Annotated in this window: 19 protein-coding genes; 12 read left to right on the top strand and 7 right to left on the bottom strand. The window is 35.3% G+C overall.

The genetic code is table 11. The features are described 5' to 3' along the window. Nucleotides 1-83: 83 nt before the first annotated feature. From H6W52_RS07175 to H6W52_RS07165, 3 genes are read left to right on the top strand one after another with little or no spacing between them, the layout of a single operon-like run. Nucleotides 84-515, top strand: a complete 432-nt coding sequence (locus tag H6W52_RS07175) for a hypothetical protein (protein WP_087708792.1) — start codon at nt 84-86, stop codon at nt 513-515. Nucleotides 516-547: 32 nt separating this feature from the next. After that, nucleotides 548-1,540: an aspartate-semialdehyde dehydrogenase gene (locus H6W52_RS07170; RefSeq protein ID WP_087708675.1), complete on the top strand. Its 993-nt coding sequence runs from the start codon at nt 548-550 to the stop codon at nt 1,538-1,540. Nucleotides 1,541-1,594: 54 nt separating this feature from the next. Beyond that, the gene (locus tag H6W52_RS07165) at nt 1,595-2,599 is read left to right on the top strand and encodes a cation diffusion facilitator family transporter (RefSeq protein WP_116097260.1); all 1,005 of its coding nucleotides are present in this window, start codon (nt 1,595-1,597) and stop codon (nt 2,597-2,599) included. 19 nt (nt 2,600-2,618) lie between these two features. Here H6W52_RS07165 and H6W52_RS07160 read toward each other — a convergent pair whose 3' ends face one another. After that, nucleotides 2,619-3,047 carry an exosortase F system-associated membrane protein gene (locus H6W52_RS07160; protein WP_116097258.1) on the bottom strand — a complete coding sequence of 143 codons (429 nt, stop codon included), beginning with the start codon at nt 3,045-3,047 and terminating at the stop codon, nt 2,619-2,621. Beyond that, entirely contained in the window at nt 3,034-3,564 is a 531-nt protein-coding gene (gene xrtF / locus H6W52_RS07155; protein WP_116097256.1) for an exosortase family protein XrtF, read from the bottom strand. Before xrtF ends, H6W52_RS07160 begins: the two co-directional genes overlap by 14 nt. Before the next feature lie 48 nt (nt 3,565-3,612). Here xrtF and H6W52_RS07150 point away from each other — a divergent pair, with 48 nt between their 5' ends. The 6 genes from H6W52_RS07150 to H6W52_RS07125 all read left to right on the top strand — a co-directional run bounded on the left by H6W52_RS07150 (nt 3,613) and on the right by H6W52_RS07125 (nt 7,693). After that, the gene (locus tag H6W52_RS07150) at nt 3,613-4,629 is read left to right on the top strand and encodes an aminoglycoside phosphotransferase family protein (protein WP_116097254.1); all 1,017 of its coding nucleotides are present in this window, start codon (nt 3,613-3,615) and stop codon (nt 4,627-4,629) included. Between the two features lie 36 nt (nt 4,630-4,665). Then, nucleotides 4,666-5,070, top strand: a complete 405-nt coding sequence (locus tag H6W52_RS07145) for a GxxExxY protein (RefSeq protein ID WP_116097252.1) — start codon at nt 4,666-4,668, stop codon at nt 5,068-5,070. A 93-nt stretch (nt 5,071-5,163) separates the two neighbouring features. Then, the gene (locus H6W52_RS07140; protein ID WP_116097250.1) at nt 5,164-5,574 is read left to right on the top strand and encodes an RNase adapter RapZ; all 411 of its coding nucleotides are present in this window, start codon (nt 5,164-5,166) and stop codon (nt 5,572-5,574) included. A gap of 116 nt (nt 5,575-5,690) precedes the next feature. Then, complete coding sequence (locus tag H6W52_RS07135; RefSeq protein ID WP_116097248.1) at nt 5,691-6,404, top strand: NDP-sugar synthase; 714 nt, start codon at nt 5,691-5,693, stop codon at nt 6,402-6,404. A 7-nt stretch (nt 6,405-6,411) separates the two neighbouring features. Further along, on the top strand, nt 6,412-7,164 hold the full coding sequence (locus H6W52_RS07130; protein ID WP_116097246.1) for a TIGR00730 family Rossman fold protein: 753 nt from the start codon (nt 6,412-6,414) through the stop codon (nt 7,162-7,164). A 34-nt stretch (nt 7,165-7,198) separates the two neighbouring features. Further along, on the top strand, nt 7,199-7,693 hold the full coding sequence (locus H6W52_RS07125; RefSeq protein WP_116097245.1) for a DUF6702 family protein: 495 nt from the start codon (nt 7,199-7,201) through the stop codon (nt 7,691-7,693). A 138-nt stretch (nt 7,694-7,831) separates the two neighbouring features. Here the strand turns inward: H6W52_RS07125 and H6W52_RS07120 are convergent, their stop codons facing one another. Both H6W52_RS07120 and H6W52_RS07115 read right to left on the bottom strand, forming a co-directional pair. Continuing rightward, a complete protein-coding gene (locus H6W52_RS07120) occupies nt 7,832-9,178 on the bottom strand; it encodes a DUF5689 domain-containing protein (RefSeq protein WP_116097243.1) in 1,347 nt (448 codons plus the stop codon). Nucleotides 9,179-9,205: 27 nt separating this feature from the next. Next, on the bottom strand, nt 9,206-12,097 hold the full coding sequence (locus H6W52_RS07115) for a carboxypeptidase-like regulatory domain-containing protein (protein ID WP_087708654.1): 2,892 nt from the start codon (nt 12,095-12,097) through the stop codon (nt 9,206-9,208). A 252-nt stretch (nt 12,098-12,349) separates the two neighbouring features. Between H6W52_RS07115 and H6W52_RS07110 the strand changes: the two genes are divergently transcribed. Both H6W52_RS07110 and H6W52_RS07105 read left to right on the top strand, forming a co-directional pair. Then, nucleotides 12,350-13,540: an endonuclease gene (locus H6W52_RS07110; RefSeq protein WP_116097241.1), complete on the top strand. Its 1,191-nt coding sequence runs from the start codon at nt 12,350-12,352 to the stop codon at nt 13,538-13,540. Between the two features lie 48 nt (nt 13,541-13,588). Next, nucleotides 13,589-14,011, top strand: coding sequence for a DUF6146 family protein (locus H6W52_RS07105; RefSeq protein ID WP_116097239.1), 423 nt, complete (start codon nt 13,589-13,591; stop codon nt 14,009-14,011). Between the two features lie 50 nt (nt 14,012-14,061). Here H6W52_RS07105 and H6W52_RS07100 read toward each other — a convergent pair whose 3' ends face one another. Together H6W52_RS07100 and rho are read right to left on the bottom strand one after the other, a co-directional pair. Next, nucleotides 14,062-14,658 carry a superoxide dismutase gene (locus tag H6W52_RS07100; protein WP_116097237.1) on the bottom strand — a complete coding sequence of 199 codons (597 nt, stop codon included), beginning with the start codon at nt 14,656-14,658 and terminating at the stop codon, nt 14,062-14,064. 499 nt (nt 14,659-15,157) lie between these two features. Beyond that, the gene (gene rho, locus H6W52_RS07095; protein ID WP_116097235.1) at nt 15,158-17,002 is read right to left on the bottom strand and encodes a transcription termination factor Rho; all 1,845 of its coding nucleotides are present in this window, start codon (nt 17,000-17,002) and stop codon (nt 15,158-15,160) included. A gap of 146 nt (nt 17,003-17,148) precedes the next feature. Between rho and H6W52_RS07090 the strand changes: the two genes are divergently transcribed. Continuing rightward, complete coding sequence (locus H6W52_RS07090; protein WP_076391587.1) at nt 17,149-17,538, top strand: DUF4293 family protein; 390 nt, start codon at nt 17,149-17,151, stop codon at nt 17,536-17,538. A gap of 113 nt (nt 17,539-17,651) precedes the next feature. Here H6W52_RS07090 and H6W52_RS07085 read toward each other — a convergent pair. Beyond that, the coding region (locus H6W52_RS07085; protein WP_185216478.1) for a transposase at nt 17,652-17,822 on the bottom strand (171 nt) is incomplete at its 5' end.

Raw genomic sequence — 17,822 nt, 5'->3', positions numbered from 1 at the left:
AATAAATTTTTCCTCAATATCAATCCCGGCTTTTCGCCGGGATTTTTGCTATATTTGTGTCTGAAAAACAGAAAAAAATAAATATGGACTTTTACAACATTTTACTTAATGCTCACAAAGGATTCGGATATCTGGAAATTCTTTTGGTGACGCTGTTTGTTATTGCACTTTTAGCAACCATGTTCGGATTCAGTGGAAAAGTAAATAATTTCCTTAAGAAGACTACTCTTTTCACAATGATCTTTTTCCATGTTCAGTTCTTATTGGGGTTGGTAATGCTGATTATTAATTTCTCTAATGGTTTAAATATGGGTGAAGTGATGAAAAACTCAGCATTAAGATTTCAATACGTAGAACATCCGTTTTCTATGCTGATCGCCGCTGTTTTAATGACGATCGTTAACAAAAAAGTAAAAACCAATCCTACGATTTCTTTAGGAGTCGTAATTATGGGATTAATTGCCGTAGGTTTATTTGCATTCGCGTTCCCTTGGGCGAGAGTCTTCGGGGCATAAATATATTAACAAAATAATTTTTAATTAAATCAATGAAAGTAGCTGTAGTAGGTTCAACAGGAATGGTTGGACAAGTTATGCTTAAAGTTCTCGAAGAGAGAAACTTCCCTATCACCGAACTAATTCCGGTAGCATCCGAAAAATCTGTTGGTAATAAGGTGAAGTATAAACAGGAAGAATTTACGATTGTAAGCATGAAAGACGCTATAGCTGCCAAACCGGATATTGCTATTTTTTCTGCCGGAGGCGGAACTTCTCTTGAATTCGCTCCTATTTTTGCAGAAGCAGGGACAACAGTAATCGACAATTCTTCAGCATGGAGAATGGATCCTGATAAAAAACTGGTGGTTCCGGAAATCAATGCAGATGTATTGACGAAAGAAGACAAAATTATTGCAAATCCGAACTGTTCCACTATTCAGTTAGTAATGGTTTTAGGACCTCTGAACAAAAAATACGATTTAAAAAGAGTCATTGTTTCCACCTACCAATCCGTAACAGGAACCGGTAAAGCTGCTGTAGATCAGTTAAACGGAGAAATCAGCGGAGACGATTCTATTGCAAAAGTATATCCTTATCAGATCTTCAAAAATGCATTGCCGCACTGTGATGTTTTTGCAGACGACGATTACACGAAAGAAGAGATTAAATTAATGAAAGAACCTAAGAAAATTTTAGGGGACGATACCTTTAATTTAACCGCAACCGCAGTAAGAGTTCCGGTTCAGGGAGGGCATTCTGAAAGTGTAAATATTGAATTTGAAAATGAATTTGATCTTGACGAAGTAAGAAAAATCTTATCTGAAACTCCCGGAGTTGTGGTGGTAGATAACGTGAAAAACAACGAATATCCGATGCCGCTGTACTCGGAAGGGAAAGACGAAGTCTTCGTAGGAAGGATAAGAAGAGACCTTTCGCAGCCCAAAACACTGAATCTCTGGATCGTGGCAGACAATCTGCGAAAAGGAGCCGCAACGAACGCGGTACAGATTGCAGAATACCTTGTAGAAAATAACTTAGTATAAACTAACAAACATAAAAAGAGTCTCAGAATTGAGATTCTTTTTTTTATCAAACCTATGAACGTTCAGAAGAATAAAAGTAAAGATAAATTAGCCTTTCAGAAACTTATAGCCGTTTTCGGAGTTATTCTCTTTATCGGAAAAATTATCGCCTGGAAACTTACAAATTCCGACGCTGTTTTTTCTGATGCCATGGAAAGTATTGTAAATGTCATCAGTGCCTTTATGGGGCTTTATTCACTGTATCTCGCAGCAAAACCAAGAGACGACGATCATCCATACGGACACGGAAAAGTAGAATTCGTAACTTCCGGAATCGAAGGAGCCTTAATTGCCATTGCAGGAGTTATGATTATCTACGAAGGCATTAACAGCTTAATTGTCGGAAAAGTTTTAAGCAAAATAGATCTCGGAATCTGGATTATTGCCGCCACTGCCGCTATCAACTATTTATTAGGCTATATTTCCATTAAAAAAGGAAAAGCCGAAAATTCTATCGTTCTTATTTCATCCGGAAAACATCTGCAATCCGACACCTTAACAACACTTGGCGTTGTTGTGAGTTTAATTGTGGTATACTTTACCAGAATTTATTGGCTGGATTCCGTTGTTGCCTTAGGTTTCGGTATATATATTATCGTAGTGGGATACAAAATAGTCCGCAAATCCTTAAGTGGAATTATGGACGAGCAGGATCCCGATCTTCTGGAACAAATCATACAGATTTTAGAAGAAAACCGAAAAAAAGAATGGATTGATGTTCATAATATGAAAATTCAGCAATTCGGAGCCCATCTTCATATTGATGCACATATTACGCTACCTTGGTATTACAGCCTTCGTGATGCACACAATGAAATGGAAAAAATGATCATCCTTTTGGCAAAAAATACAAAAAGAACGGTGGAATTTAATTTCCATATGGATGACTGTAAACCCTTCTCCTGTTCCGTTTGTCAGATATCAAATTGCCCTGTCCGCGAAAAAGATTTTGTAAAAAGAGTGGTTTGGACTCCGGAAAATGTGACTTCTGTGGATAAGCATTCCATTGAAGACAATTAAAACATAACTTCTAAAAATTTTATTGACCGATTTGCTTCCTGTAATAAAACATTGGGATAATCAGAAGTAAAATCAAAGGCTGAATGACAAACCTTCTCATGTAAAAAGAAAAAAGATACCCGATTTCAAACCTGTCATAAATACTGTATAAATAAATCGGAAAAGTAATCGCAAAAATAATCGTAATTAAAATAGCTCCCTGAAACGTCCATTGTCTGTTTTTGAACCAGAAATGAATTACTATACATGAAAATAAGAGATTCAGAACAAAACGGAAAATATAGCCCAAAATCAGCTTTCCCCATTCAAAAGAGGGAAAAGGAATATTTTTATTGGCTTCATGGAAATAATTGAGAAATGGATCATAAAAAATTCTGTCTTCAAGTATTCTTACACTTACAAGACCTAAAATTCCCAATATGACTAAAACCCAGTTAAGATTTTTCATGTTTTAAAGCAAAAAATTTTATCCAGATTAGCCAAAGTAACACGACTGTCCCATATATAACCGCCGGAAAAATATAATCATGAGCTATTTTGCCGTATTCCTCGTAATTAAGAATCACAATGTTCAACCCAATTATTCTTAAAACATTAATAATATAAATCAAAGCCAGTCCCAGAACTACAAAAACAAAGGTCTTTTTTCCTTTGTAAAAGGCAAAAACAAATGCCACAAAAAGAATCATCACAGAAACGGCATTGCAGCCTTCCACCATTCTTGTAGGATATTCGTTCCTGACATAAAAATACACCTGTTCGCCTTTAACATCATCATACAGTTGTGTTGAAAAACCCATAAAGTTCTGGATATCCCTCACCTGCTCTGCAATCATTCTCGAAAAGGGATCAAGACCTTCTTTCTGAAAACTGTTCAGAAAAAACTGATACGCAAAAAGCAGCACCAGATAAATGATGATGAAGCGCAGCAGAATGCCCAAAACAGGTTTAAAATCCTTTAGCATAATGCAAATATAGAAATTAGCCTGTAAATTATTATATTTGTGACATCTATGATTTCCGAATACGCCCAAATTTTTTTTGAAAATTATACTGGAAAACAACCTTCTGAGTTGATCACTTTAGCTCAAAGTGGTTCCGCGAGAGTAAATTTTATTGCGAAAACTGATAAAAAGTATATTATTACCTACAACGAAAACATCGCGGAAAATGAAAGTTTTTTGTATTACTCAGACCTATTTTCAGATTTAAAGCTTAATACGCCTAAAATTTTTGCCGTTTCGGATGACCGTAAAATCTATATTCAGGAGTTTTTAGGAGACCATACTCTTTCTGAAATCATCTCAAAAGAAGGTTTATCTGAACATGTAAAATCTTTGGTAAAGCAAACCCTGCAAAAACTGTATCAGTTACAGATTTCAACGCAGAATAAAATAGATTTCACAAAAACTTTCGAATATGAGAGCTATGATGAACTTCCGGTAATGCACGATCTGTATTATTTTAAAAATTTCGTGGCGGATGTTCTGGAGCTGGAATATCACAAATCTACCCTTCTGAAAGAATTTAAAAAAATTGTCAGCCTTATCGAAAATCTGGAACCCAAAGGATTAATGATCCGCGATTTTCAGGCAAGAAATATCATGGTGAATGATCAGAATGAAGTCTCGTTTATCGACTATCAATCGGCAATGAAAGGTCCTTTGATGTATGATGTGATTTCTTTTCTGTTTCAGGCAAAAGCAAACTTTCCGGAAGATTTCAAAAATGAGATATTGAATCTGTATATAAATCAGTTTGAAAGTCAGGAAATTAAAGACAAACTAAATTTTTCGGTAAAACCAATTCAACTGATGCGGTTTCTTCAGGTTTTGGGAGCTTATGGTTTCCGGGGATTAATTCAGAGAAAACCACATTTTATTTCAAGCATAGAAAAAGGAATAGAAAACATTACTGCATTTGCGCAAAACTGGGAAAATATGAACGATAACCCTGAACTGGAAAAAGTGATTAATCAATTAAATTCAGATAAAACAAAATTGAAAATTGAAGAAATATTAAACCATTAAGATTTATATTTAAGAAGTTAAGCATCGTTAAGTGTTATGACGAAAAAAGAAATCACACAATTGTCTTATGAAATTACCGGTTTTGCCATAAAAGTTCACAAAACACTTGGACCCGGCTTACTTGAAAGTATTTATGAAGAATGTTTAAAAATTGAACTCATTAACAATGGATATGATGTAAAACAACAACTTTATACAACCATTAATTATGAAGGTGTTGATATTAAAACAAAACTGGTTGTTGATCTGCTCGTAAATGATGCTGTTATCGTAGAATTAAAAGCGATCGAAGAAATTTTGCCTATCCATGAAGCTCAATTATTAACATACATGAAAGTTTTGAAAAAGCCTCAAGGTCTGTTAATCAATTTCTTCACCGATAATATAACCAAATCTTTAAAACCTTTTATTAATGAATATTTTAAAGAGCTTCCAAACTAAATTTTGATTTATCAAAAATCTTAAATAAACTTAACTTCTTAAATATAAATCTTAACGGTTTAAGAATAAATAAATAATTATAAAATTAAAAAAATGCTACACATCGACATACACAGTTTTTCGTACAAAAAAGGAGGAATTCCGAAAGATGAAACTGGAAACGGAGGAGGTTTTACATTTGACTGCCGCGGAATTTTAAATCCGGGAAGAGTGGAAGAATATAAAACCCAGACCGGAAACGACGTCGGCGTTCAGGAATATCTGGAAACCAAAACCGAAATGCCTAAATTTCTGGAATTAATCAAGAATCTTGTTTCCATTAATATAGACAATTATCTGGAAAGGGGATTTGAAAATCTCCAGATCAACTTCGGCTGTACAGGAGGACAGCACAGATCGGTATATTCTGCGATAAAAATCGCTCGTTTTATTGAAGAAAAGTATGGTGAAAAAGTGGAAATCAGTCTTCATCACGACGAGCAGCATCAACTTAACAATAAGTAATGAGTAATGTGCAATAAGTAATATTTTTAAAGTCGTTGATATTTTATTATTTATTGTTTTTAATTTAACCAAGATTATTTTATTACTCATTACCAATTACTTATTACCTATAAAAAATGAAGGCACTTATTTTCGCAGCCGGAAAAGGAACCCGACTGAAACCATTCACCGACCATCATCCGAAAGCTTTGGCAAAAGTGAATGAAGTTCCGCTTCTGGAAAGAAATATTAAATATTTAAAAAATTTCGGAATAAACGATTTTGTCATAAACATTCATCATTTTGGAAATCAAATAGTTGATTTTTTAAAGCAGAACGATAATTTCGGATGTAAAATAGAAATCTCCGACGAAAGTGAAGAGCTTCTGGAAACCGGAGGCGGCTTGGTTTTTGCTAGAAAATTTCTCGATCACGGAGAAGATTTCCTGATCATGAATGCCGATATTCTTACCAACATTAATATTACGGAATTAGTAGAATATCATAAAAAGATAAAAGATTTTGCTACTTTAGCCGTATCGGACAGAGAAAGCTCCAGAAAACTGCTTTTTAACGATGATATGGTATTAAGAGGATGGCTGAATGTACAGACCGGAGAACAGAGACTTGCAGAATTCAACAAAGGATTCAAAGCTTTGGCTTTTAGTGGGGTTCATTGCATCAATCCGCTTATCTTTGAAAAAATAAAAAGGACAGGCAAATTTTCTGTTATGGAAGAATATCTGGATCTTATGCAGACCGAGCATATCCATGGTTTCCTTCACGACAGCATTTTAATTGATGTCGGAAGACCGGAATCTGTAACGGAAGCCGAAAAACACTTTAAATAATTGTACAATGGGAATTGAAGGAACGAGGGATGAAAGCTTGGTAAATCCTGAATTTGATAGTAACGAAACAAGATTACAAAACAGTCTGCGACAAAAAACCTGGGACGAAACCATTACGAAAGACAGTTGGATGGTTTTTAAGGTAATGGCGGAATTTGTAGATGGCTATGAAAAACTGGCTAAAATTGGTCCGTGTGTTTCTATTTTTGGATCTGCAAGACTGAAGCCGCAAAGCAAATACTACAAAATGGCGGTGGAAATTGCGGAGAAAATTACAAAATTAGGCTTCGGAATCATTACCGGAGGAGGTCCCGGAATTATGGAAGCCGGAAATAAAGGTGCTTTTAATGCACAGGGAAAATCCATCGGTTTGAATATCGATCTGCCTTTTGAGCAGCATTTCAATCCTTACATCAATAAATCGTATTCGATGAATTTTGATTACTTTTTTGTAAGAAAAGTAATGTTTGTAAAATATTCGCAGGGATTTGTGGTTATGCCGGGAGGATTTGGTACATTAGATGAACTTACGGAAGCTTTAACGCTGATTCAAACCAACAAAATAGGAAGATTCCCAATTGTTTTGGTAGGGTCGGAATTCTGGAGCGGATTATTAGACTGGTTTAAAACTACGTTGCTTAAAGAAAAGATGATCCACGAAGAAGATCTGGAACTTTACCGTGTGGTAGAAACCGCAGATGAAGCGGTAGCGCACATTAAAGCTTTTTATGATAAATACTCTGTAAACGTTAACTTTTAATTGGCACATTATTTGTGACTTAAAACTAACAATCATGATTGTAAATCTATTATCCAAGATGAAAAAAATTTTATCTATATCAGGAATTTTAACACTTTTTGTGTTAATGAGTTTCACATATGTAGACTTTTTCTCTTCAATGACCAAGGTGGATTATATTGATGGAAGCAAAACGTTGAAGTTCACTACAAAAATGAATACAAATCATATTTCCGATGCTATAAAAATTAACCCGAATACGGCAGGATTTGAGGCAGAAGTTAAAAAGTATGTAAACAATAATTTTGATGTGTATGTCAATGGCTCACCCAAAACAATTACATTTACGGGAAGTCAGGTAAGCGGAGAAACAGTATGGGTATATTTTGAGACAGGAGGTGTTTCAGATATCAGTACCTTGAAAATAAAGAATACGATCCTCTTAAGCGCATTTCCGAAGCAGATTAACCTCGTTAATATTGCATACAAAGGAAGCCAGAAAACAATGAATTTTCAGCGCGGAAAAGAGGTAAACGAAGTTTCTTTTTAAAGACAATGAAATTAACAACGATACCACTGCTTTTGCGGTGGTTTTTTGTTGGAGCCGAATCTTCTCTCTAAGACCTAAGAAAATACAAAAGCCGAAAGAAAACTTCCGGCTTTTATATTATTTATAATTAAAATAATCTTAAGGCGTTTTGAAAACTTTTACGTTATCAATTTCCACTGCACTTGCAACTGTTGTTGATGGGTTTGTATACTTAAATGCAATTCTGATATTTTGATTTAAGTAAGGCGTAAGGTCAATCAATCCGGAACCTACAAAACCTCCAAATGAAGCAATATCTGTATCTATAACAGCATTAAGCGGTGTCCAGTTTAATGTATTAGGATTACCTCCCGCGTAAGTATCTGTAGTAATTAAAACCTGTAATGGATTTCCGGGAAATCTTACGTCTGTTTCAAAATAAAGTTTAGCTGCTGTAGCTCCTGATAAAGAAAGAGATTTTGAAATCAACCAGTCTTCATTAACACCTCCTAATCCACTTATGTAAGCAGAAGGTGCAGGGTTACCAAAGTTTGTAGTTCCCCAAACCTGTGTACCGGAAACATTGAAGGCAGTCCACGCATTAGCGGTCAAGTTTGCAAAAGGCTCGTTCAGCACTAATGTTGCAGGCGTTAATCTAGGATTCTTAAATTCAATATCACTGATTCCTCTTATCACATTTTGGAATGAGCTATTATATTTACTTACTACAAATGTAATGTCTCCGCTTGTATTTGGAATTGCATAAGTAGGCTTAAAGAATCCGTCAGTTCTAACGGTTGCCTGAGTTCCATAAATATCAATGATATGCCTATCTGTATCTACTGCAGTACCCGACGCATCGGTATTCATTAAATTTAAACCTACTTCAGCATCAACAAACTGAACATTCTTTACTTTAGCAAGCGTATTGATATATTTATCATTTTTAATATCTGCAAGAGTAAGTTCACGAGGAGTGATCGTAGCAATATCCAACCCTGTTCCGTTACAAACACCTGCAATATATCTGCTGATAATAGACTCCGGAATTCTTCCGATAGCAAAATCTGGATCTTTAACTCCTAAAGTAATAACCCCAGCAGATTTTCCGATAACCATACCGTTTGCTCTGATTCTGATGTGTGCTCCTACAGGGAAATCTGCATAGTTTAGAGATTTGTTAATCCCAACTACCAAACCTACTGTAGGATTTTGAGGTTTGTCCTGAAAAACAAGAGTTTTATAGAAGTTTCCGTTTGCATCAGATGAAACAACATATCCATCAAAAATTACCTCTGGATGAGTTGCATCCTGTGCAGGAACTGTATATACTCCTGAAGATGGTGATAATGCCACAAAATCTGCCATCGTCATGGTAGGTGCAGCAAATTTATTGTTACATGTAATTTCTGGTGCATCCCACTTATCATCATGGATGCAAGAAAGCTGAGTAGCTCCTAATACAGCTACACCTAAGCTAATTTTTAAGAAGTTTTTTATATTCATTTTTTTATATTTCTAAGATTAAATTTATTAGAATCTCACTTGCAGGTTTACGAAGTAAGAACGTCCTTGTGTATACCAGTATTTAGGTGCAAAGTTTGGATATCTGCTGTTATAATCGTTTTCGAAATCAACATTACCATTCGCACTTCTTATTTGCTCGAAACCTCCTGTAATATATTTTCTGTTATCAAGAATATTATTTACTGAACCAGAAATCAATACATAATACTTACCGATAATCCATGATTTTCCAACATTGGCATTCACGAAGAATGATGAAGGAAGTTTTACCTGTTGCATATAACGCTCAATTTTAGGATCATCAAGATTCACGAAAGGAGTACTGCTGTTATTGTTTTGAATAAAATCGTTCGTTCTAAGAATTGCAGATGGATCAAGATTATTATCATCAAGATAATTCCAGCTCGCTCCAAACCACCAATACTTAGGAGAATTGTATCTGAATCCTGCAGAGAAAGCTTTCTGAGCAGTTCCTCCTACTTTAAAATCTTTTATATATGCTGTTCCTAAATTAGCATAAGGTGCAGCCATTACATCAGAAGATATGTAAACATTAGGATTGTTGGTATATTTATACTCTCCCCAACTTGCAACTCCCTGTAATGAAAGAGTCGGAAGTACTTTTACATCTACACCAAGTTCAGCACCCATGTTTCTTTTGTTCACATTAGACATAGTCTGTGTTACAAACGCACTGGCTGTTTTATCTTCAGATCCTGTATCTGCTTCGGACACATTAAGAACTAAACCGTCTGCAAAAAATCTCTGAACATTGGTATCATTTTGTGTATTAACAATATAACCCGTTGCTCTTAATTTTAAGAAAGGCGTAGAAATAACATAGCTTAAATCATTTGCACTGATTACTGCATTCTTAATATTTGGAACTGTATAATTATTAGCTCTAGGATTAATGAAAATATCTTCTAAGAATGGAGCCTGTGAAAAATATGCACCATTATACACAAAGAAATTTCTACCGTTAAGTCTATAAATAATTTGTCCTTTTAAACCATAATTCCAATAATTATAGTCTTTACTTTCTCCAAATGAATTGTTTTGATAAAGATAATTTTTAAAAAGCCCCTCTCTATTTGATGTTGAATATCCGAAAAGACCACTAACAAATACATCAAACTGTCCTGTAGATAATTTCAGTCCCGGATTTACTTTTACTTCTTGTCTTCTAAGAATATAATCATAATTGATCTTATCACCAACATGTTTTGCCAATTGGGTATCATTCATATCAAACAGACCTGAAGAACCTGCTTTGTTGGAATCTGCATACGGATCGACATTTAATGCATAATCTGCCCCTAACAAATCATTAACCTCTCTATAATATTCCGACTTAAAGTTTTGATAAGAAACATTTAACAAAAATCTTGTCTTATCATTAAAGTTATAGGTATAATGTGTAGCAGCATTAAAAATCTTATCGTCGCTTACATCATTTACTAAAAAATACTTAGCTCTTTTCCCTGTAAGTCCAAATCGTGTAGACATCTCAGCCTGATCTACAACATCATTTGCAAGATTGGCAGCATATAAAGAACTCCAGTTAATCTGAGTTACATCTTGATTATTATTGATCCAGTTTTCATTCGCAGCCTGATATCCTTGCAATAATAAATCATAATTAGCAGCTGGAGTATTATTATGATATTGGCTGTAAATAATACTGTTTAAGTAATAACTCGGTAATTTTTTATAATACGTTGGAGAAGGGTTTTGTGCATTCTGCCAATCTAATCTTGACCCTTTATCTTTTCCAAACTGGTAAGAAACACTCGTCCACAAATTAGATTTTTTGTTGATTTTTAAAAAATCCTGAATCTGGAAGATTGGCTGAAAACCTTTTCTAACTCTTTCACTTCTTTTTTCGCCATCTTGCCATCCCCAATATGAGTTATAATGTACTCCTCTATAATCAAAAACTTCCTGAGTACTCGGACTTGCTGTTGACCTTCTGTAAGGAGAAGCAAAAGCATTAAATGTAATCGTATGATTATCGTTAATTCTCTTCTCAATACCTAAATAAGTTCCGTAAGCATCATAAAACGTTCCTTCCTGAATACCTTCTTCAGCCCATCTTTTAGCTCCCATCACAGTGAACGCCCAGCCTTTTTTACTCATTCCGGAAGTGTACCTCAAAGAAACTCTCTGACGATAATTTCTGTTAGTAATGGAATAAGTTGCCTGAAATCCTTTTCTATACTCACTCGCTTTAGTATTTTTGTAAATAATTCCGCTTGCCCCACCAAATGCATATTCTGAAGGTGAATGGTTAGAGAAAATTTCAGGATATCTCACGATTTCATTAAGGCCTCCCCAATTAGAAAAGTCTACATTTCCGTTATCAGATTTTACCATGGAAACTCCATTCATCATATTTTCGGAAGTTCTTCCGTCAATACCTCTTGGTCTGAACCAATATGCTCCCAAATCAAAACTGGCAATTCTGTTAAATACATCCTGAGAAGATTGTAATAAACCAACCGTAGAAGCTTGTCCGCTACTTCCGTCTTCATCATCACTTCCACTATTGTCAATGATTGCTAAACCTTGATCCGCGCTTGTAAGTGCAGAATATAGGGTGATTGTCCCTAAATCCTTTTTCTTCTCACTGTCCATTACATCAAACTCCATTACTTTGGTTTCGTAATTCGGTTTTGTAATCACAATTTGGTAATGCCCCGGCTTCAGGTCTACAAACTGGAAGTATCCGATTTTGTCAGCCGTTACATCATTGTCATTCCCTTTAAGATCTACTTCTGCCCTTTCAACGGGCTTTCCTTCAGCATCTTTTAAATAGGCAGAAACCGTAGTCTGTGCAAAATAGTATGATGCTGGAAGTAAAGTAAATAAAGAGACTAATGATAGTTTTTTAATCATGAGTATATTTATTTTTTTAAATACTTTTCTTGTTAATTCTCAACAGTTTAAAAGTTGGGGACGCAAATTTAGTCAAAATTTAGAATTTACAACTTTTTTTACGTTATTTTTTCTTAACATTGCAAGCTTTTAAGAATCATTATAAATAAAAACGTAAATACCACATTTTAAATTTACAAATATTTAAAATAGCGGGAAGTTAAAAAAAAGTAAATTTGCAGATTAAATAATATTAATAATAACTCTAAGAGAATGAAGAAATTTTTGAGTTTTTTTGCCATCATTTTTTCGATAATGGCATTTTCACAACAGCAGGGAAAACTGAGAAAGGTGGCTACTGTAGGTTTTTTGAATGTGGAAAACCTTTGGGACACCATTCAGTCAGCAGATTATATTGACGGGACTAAAGATATTAAAAATCCGGCTTTTCACAGAAGTATTCCTTTGGATTCCGTTAAGTTTTTAGAAGCTGAAAAATACGACGGACCATGGAGCGATGGCGCTTTAATTGGTAAAAAAGTAGTAAGATACCAAGGCGGTTCTGAAGAATTCACTCCAAAAAGTGCTAAAAACTACAATACGAAAGTGTATAAGGCGAAACTTGCCAACGAAGCCAAAGTAATTTCTGAAATGGGAGCGCAATACACTAAAACGGCTCCTGCAGTCGTAGGTTTAATTGAGGTGGAAAACAGGCAGGTTATTCAGGATCTTATTAATGAACCGGCACTGAAAAAATATGATTACGGAATTATTCATTACAATTCTTATGATTACAGAGGAATTGATGTGGCTTTGATCTATCAGAAAAGAAGATTTACCCCTACCAATTCTTTGAAAAAGGAACTTAAAGTTTTCGGTGATGAAGGAAAAAGAGAATATACAAGAGATATTTTGGTGGTTACAGGCTTCCTTGATAATGAAAAGGTAGCATTCTTTATGAATCACTGGCCTTCAAGAAGAGGAGGCGAAGCGGTTTCTCTTCCTAAAAGAAATGCAGCAGCAGCTTTACTGAAACAACAAATGGACAGTGTAAGAGCAGCAGATCCTTCAACAAAATTATTTGCAATGGGAGATTTTAATGATGATCCTGTAAGTGCAAGTTTAAAAAATCACCTGAAAGCACAGCCAAGCCCGAAAGATTTAAGTGATGCCAATCCTTATCTTAACTTAATGTACCCTTTATACAAAAAAGGAGTTGCTTCATTAGCGTATCAGGATGCACCGAATTTGTTTGACCAGATTATTGTTTCTAAAAATTTAGTTTCAGATCAGGTAACAAAAGATTATTCGGTTTATAAGGCTGAAATTTTTGCTCCTGCTTACTTAGTGAATAAAGAAGGAAATTACAAAGGCTACCCTTTCCGATCATGGAACGGCGACCAGTTTACCGGCGGTTACAGCGACCACTTCCCGGCATTTGTAGTTCTCCAGAAAGAACCATAAAAGTACAAGACACTCAGATTGAGTGTCTTTTTTTTGTAACTTTATGAGATGAAAAATTTAGTTTTACTATTAATACTTTCTTTATTTTCAGTCTATTGCTCTGCGCAAAGCGATCCTAAGAATGAAAAAGAAAAGTCGGAAATGAAACCATCAAAGAATGATGATGGAGAATGGGATCTTACGGTAATCGACACTCAGTTTGATTATTTTCTGAATGCCATTGCCAAGCCACTCAGCCAATATTCTGAATCTTATCTGAAAAACAGAAATACTTTTCTGGTCACAGAATGGAATTCGTATTACAATTCCGGAAGGTACAGAAACGTCATCGAATCCTCGATTGATTATGATCCGAAAGAAAAATACGGTATTAAATTCGAATACAAACTGTATCAGGTTTTTGCGTATGTAAACTGGAAATACGGTTTAAAAATGAACGGACTTTCCGGAAGTGATGCCACAAGATATTAAAAAAGGTTCAGAGCAATTCTGAACCTTTCTTTTTTATAAACCGTTGAAAATTATTTGTTGAATAATTCTTCTACTTTATCCCAGTTTACCACTTCAAAGAATGCAGATACATAATCAGGTCTTCTGTTTTGGTAATTTAAATAATAAGCGTGCTCCCAAACGTCAAGTCCTAAAACAGGAGTTCCTTTTACTTCTGCAACCGGCATTAACGGGTTATCCTGGTTTGGAGTTGAAGAAACGATAACAGAACCGTCAGCATTTTTTACCAACCAAGCCCATCCTGAACCGAATCTTGTTTTAGCAGCATCAGAAAAATCTGTTTTGAATTTTTCGAAACCTCCGTAAGCTTCGATAGCAGCTTTTACATTTCCTACAGGTTCTTTGCTTCCTCCCGGAGTTAAAATTTCCCAGAATAAGGTGTGGTTAAAGTGTCCTCCTCCATTGTTTCTTACTGCTGGTTTATCAGTTCCTGTCTGGCAGATTTCTTCAATAGTTTTTCCTTCAAGATCAGTTCCTTTAATCGCATTATTTAAATTGTCTACGTATGCTTGATGATGTTTTGTATGGTGGATTTCCATTGTTCTTGCATCAATTGTCGGCTCTAATGCGTCGTAAGCATATCCTAGTTTTGGTAATTCAAATGACATAATTTTATTTTTAATGTTATTACCCAAATTTAGCCATTATTTAATCTATATTCAAAAAATGGGGATTACTTTAATAAATCTTTAACATTGATATATTGATTTAGAATGAATTAAATTTTCATGGTAAGAAAGTCTAATGACGGAAGTTTATCAATTTTGAAAAAATTTATTTTTGAATTAAAGCTGATAACAAACCAAAGGGTTCAAACAAGAATTTTTTCAGACTTTATTTTAATGCTATATTGAACTCTTTCAGGATCACAAATTTTGTGGATCCAATGATGTACTGAAATATCAGACAAAAACCCTAGCCTCGATTGCAGCAATTGTCTGAGCTCATTTTAGGATTTCGGCGGCGGCTTTGCCCCCGCCGAAATCCTAAAATAGCGAGTGCGGAAAGCGAGATAAAGCTCCAAAAAAATAATTTAATTTCAAACCAAAAACTAAAAAAGCACGAACATTAAACATCCGTGCTTTTTCTTAACAAATTAAATTCAATTTATTTATTCATCGACATTAGGAATTCTTCGTTATTTAACGTTCCTTTGATGTTTTTGTCTACAAATTCCATTGCTTCGATTGGATTCATTTCAGAAAGGTATTTTCTAAGAATCCACATTCTCTGGGAAGTAACTTCATCCAGAAGCAGATCGTCTCTACGGGTACTTGAAGCCACCAAATCAATTGCAGGATAAATTCTTCTGTTGGCAATTTTTCTGTCCAACTGAAGTTCCATGTTTCCTGTTCCTTTAAATTCTTCAAAGATTACCTCATCCATTTTAGAACCGGTATCGATAAGAGCTGTTGCGATGATCGTTAGAGAACCTCCTCCTTCAATCTTTCTTGCCGCTCCGAAGAATCTTTTCGGTTTATGGAGTGCATTTGCATCAACACCTCCCGATAAAACTTTACCTGAAGCAGGCGTTACGGTATTGTAAGCTCTTGCCAATCTTGTGATGGAGTCTAATAAAATCACAACATCATGACCACATTCTACCATTCTCTGTGCTTTCGCCAGAACAAGGTTAGCCACTTTTACGTGCTTTTCTGCCGCTTCATCAAAAGTAGATGCAATAACTTCTGCATTCACGCTTCTTTCCATGTCGGTAACTTCTTCCGGACGTTCGTCAATCAGAAGAACCATCATATAAACTTCAGGATGATTGGCAGCGATAGAGTTGGCAATATCTTTCAGCAACATCGTTTTACCGGTTTTCGGCTGTGCTACGATCATTGCTCTCTGTCCTTTCCCGATGGGTGCAAAAAGATCCACTACTCTTGTAGAAATGGTAGATCCTTTTCCGGCAAGGTTGAATTTTTCCTGTGGGAAAAGAGGGGTTAAATATTCAAAAGCAACACGGTCTTTAATAAAAGCAAGATCTCGCCCGTTAACTTCTGTAGGTCTTAATAAAGAAAAATATTTTTCTCCTTCTTTCGGTAATCTTACAATCCCTTTTACGGTATCTCCTGTTTTCAGACTGTAATTTCTGATCTGTGCCGTAGAAACGTATACGTCATCCGGTGAAGAGATATAACTGAAGTCTGAAGAACGTAAAAATCCGTAATTGTCCGGTAAAATTTCCAAAACCCCTTCAATGCTTACCATTCCGTCGAAACTGAAATCCTTTTTAGGCTGTTCGTGCTGTTCCTCCGTTTTCTCAGAATGCTGCTGTTGCTGCTTATTCTGATGCTGGTTTTGGTGTTGATTAGGATTTTGGTTATGGTTTTGATTTCTATGCTGGTTTCCGTTGTTGTTCGGATTGTTGTTTTGTCCTTTTGGGGATCTGGCCTGCTGTTGAGGGGTATTATTCGGCTTTTCTTCTGCCGGAGCAGCTTCCTGAGATTCTGTGTTTTTTGGAGCTTCTGTTTTTTCCTGAGGTGCTTCTGCATTGGTTGTACTGGCAGGAGAAACTCTTTTCCTCTTTTTCTTAGCTTGTGCTGTTGCAGTCTGTTCTTCTGTTGCTGCTGCAGGTTCCTCTTTAGTTTCTTCAGATTTTTGTTCTTCAGAAATGGGTTCTTTTACTTCTGCTTTTTCTTCTGCTTTAGGTTTTGTTTCTTCGGCAGGTTTCGCTTCAGCTTTTGTCTTTGCTGCCGTTTTTTTCGGAGCCGCTTTTCTGGCAGGAGCCTTCGCAGGTTTTTCTGCCGGTTTTTCTTCAGTATTCGTACTGATTTCAGTAGCGTTGAAATATTCTTTTGCTACTTTTGGATTGGAGGCCTGAAAGTCAAGAATTGCAAAGATTTTGTCATTTTCAGTGCTGTTTCTTGCCACTTTAACGCCCAAATCCTTTAAGATTTTAGTCAGTTCCGTTACGGATTTTGACCTTAACGTTTCAATGTTAAACATATTTAGTGTAAAAAATGTAATTAATTGTGAATAAGAAAAGTAAGTCAGGTGACTGTTGTTTTCAAGTACATTCGTATAATGCAAATCTACACTTATTTTTGAATTGTGCAAAATTTATATTACTTTTGCGTAGAATTAAATATTCAATGCTACAAAGAATACAGACTATATGGACTTTTTTAGCAGTGTTGGCTGCTGTATTTCTGTTCATTACAGGAGAAGATGTTGTAATTTCAGACAGCTTTCCTGTGATCAATATCGGATGTATTGTCCTTGTTTTGGTGGGAGTACTCAGTATTTTCAGCTTTAAAAACAGAAAAAGACAAATTCTGCTGAATAACATCAGCATTATTATAAACGCTTTGTTGATTGGTGTATTGATGTACTGGTTACTAAAATTATCCGGAGGAATAGATTTTCCTGAGAAGGGTATTGAGCCGGTTTTCTCATTAATTGCGGTGATCTGTCTGCTTATAGCAAACATTTACATCAAAAAAGATGAGAGGCTCGTAAAATCTGTGGACAGACTTCGATAACCTTACAACGATTTTTTGAGTGAGAACAGCTTCTTTTAGGAGCTGTTTTTTTATTTGTGTATTTTCAGAATTATTCGTCTTTAGGAGATGGGATCAATCGCAAAACTTGGGGGCTATGCAAAAAGTTTAGTTAATCTGAATAGAAAGAAAGTTCTGTCTTTTACTCCCCGCAGCTGCATTCTGAAGTTTTTGATTTTGGCATTGAAGGATTCCGCAGCGGCATTGGTGCTTCTTTGATGAAAATAGTTTAAAATATCCCTGTAATGATTCATTATTGTTTTTCT

The sequence above is a fragment of the Chryseobacterium sp. C2(2020) genome (assembly GCF_014218915.1).
Taxonomy (GTDB): Bacteria; Bacteroidota; Bacteroidia; order Flavobacteriales; family Weeksellaceae; genus Chryseobacterium; species Chryseobacterium mucoviscidosis.
The sequence above is the reverse complement of the archived record's forward strand: the minus strand, read 5'-3'. Positions and strand labels throughout refer to the sequence as shown.

What these genes read in the sequence shown, in the direction of transcription:
- H6W52_RS07090 (WP_076391587.1), top strand. Translation starts at nt 17,149, where the DNA reads ATGCTACAAAGAATACAGACTATATGGACTTTTTTAGCAGTGTTGGCT.
- H6W52_RS07175 (WP_087708792.1), top strand. Translation starts at nt 84, where the DNA reads ATGGACTTTTACAACATTTTACTTAATGCTCACAAAGGATTCGGATAT.
- H6W52_RS07130 (WP_116097246.1), top strand. Translation starts at nt 6,412, where the DNA reads ATGGGAATTGAAGGAACGAGGGATGAAAGCTTGGTAAATCCTGAATTT.
- H6W52_RS07165 (WP_116097260.1), top strand. Translation starts at nt 1,595, where the DNA reads ATGAACGTTCAGAAGAATAAAAGTAAAGATAAATTAGCCTTTCAGAAA.
- H6W52_RS07160 (WP_116097258.1), bottom strand. Translation starts at nt 3,047, where the DNA reads ATGAAAAATCTTAACTGGGTTTTAGTCATATTGGGAATTTTAGGTCTT.
- H6W52_RS07145 (WP_116097252.1), top strand. Translation starts at nt 4,666, where the DNA reads ATGACGAAAAAAGAAATCACACAATTGTCTTATGAAATTACCGGTTTT.
- H6W52_RS07150 (WP_116097254.1), top strand. Translation starts at nt 3,613, where the DNA reads ATGATTTCCGAATACGCCCAAATTTTTTTTGAAAATTATACTGGAAAA.
- H6W52_RS07140 (WP_116097250.1), top strand. Translation starts at nt 5,164, where the DNA reads ATGCTACACATCGACATACACAGTTTTTCGTACAAAAAAGGAGGAATT.
- H6W52_RS07100 (WP_116097237.1), bottom strand. Translation starts at nt 14,658, where the DNA reads ATGTCATTTGAATTACCAAAACTAGGATATGCTTACGACGCATTAGAG.
- rho (WP_116097235.1), bottom strand. Translation starts at nt 17,002, where the DNA reads ATGTTTAACATTGAAACGTTAAGGTCAAAATCCGTAACGGAACTGACT.
- H6W52_RS07105 (WP_116097239.1), top strand. Translation starts at nt 13,589, where the DNA reads ATGAAAAATTTAGTTTTACTATTAATACTTTCTTTATTTTCAGTCTAT.
- xrtF (WP_116097256.1), bottom strand. Translation starts at nt 3,564, where the DNA reads ATGCTAAAGGATTTTAAACCTGTTTTGGGCATTCTGCTGCGCTTCATC.
- H6W52_RS07120 (WP_116097243.1), bottom strand. Translation starts at nt 9,178, where the DNA reads ATGAATATAAAAAACTTCTTAAAAATTAGCTTAGGTGTAGCTGTATTA.
- H6W52_RS07170 (WP_087708675.1), top strand. Translation starts at nt 548, where the DNA reads ATGAAAGTAGCTGTAGTAGGTTCAACAGGAATGGTTGGACAAGTTATG.
- H6W52_RS07125 (WP_116097245.1), top strand. Translation starts at nt 7,199, where the DNA reads ATGATTGTAAATCTATTATCCAAGATGAAAAAAATTTTATCTATATCA.
- H6W52_RS07135 (WP_116097248.1), top strand. Translation starts at nt 5,691, where the DNA reads ATGAAGGCACTTATTTTCGCAGCCGGAAAAGGAACCCGACTGAAACCA.
- H6W52_RS07110 (WP_116097241.1), top strand. Translation starts at nt 12,350, where the DNA reads ATGAAGAAATTTTTGAGTTTTTTTGCCATCATTTTTTCGATAATGGCA.
- H6W52_RS07115 (WP_087708654.1), bottom strand. Translation starts at nt 12,097, where the DNA reads ATGATTAAAAAACTATCATTAGTCTCTTTATTTACTTTACTTCCAGCA.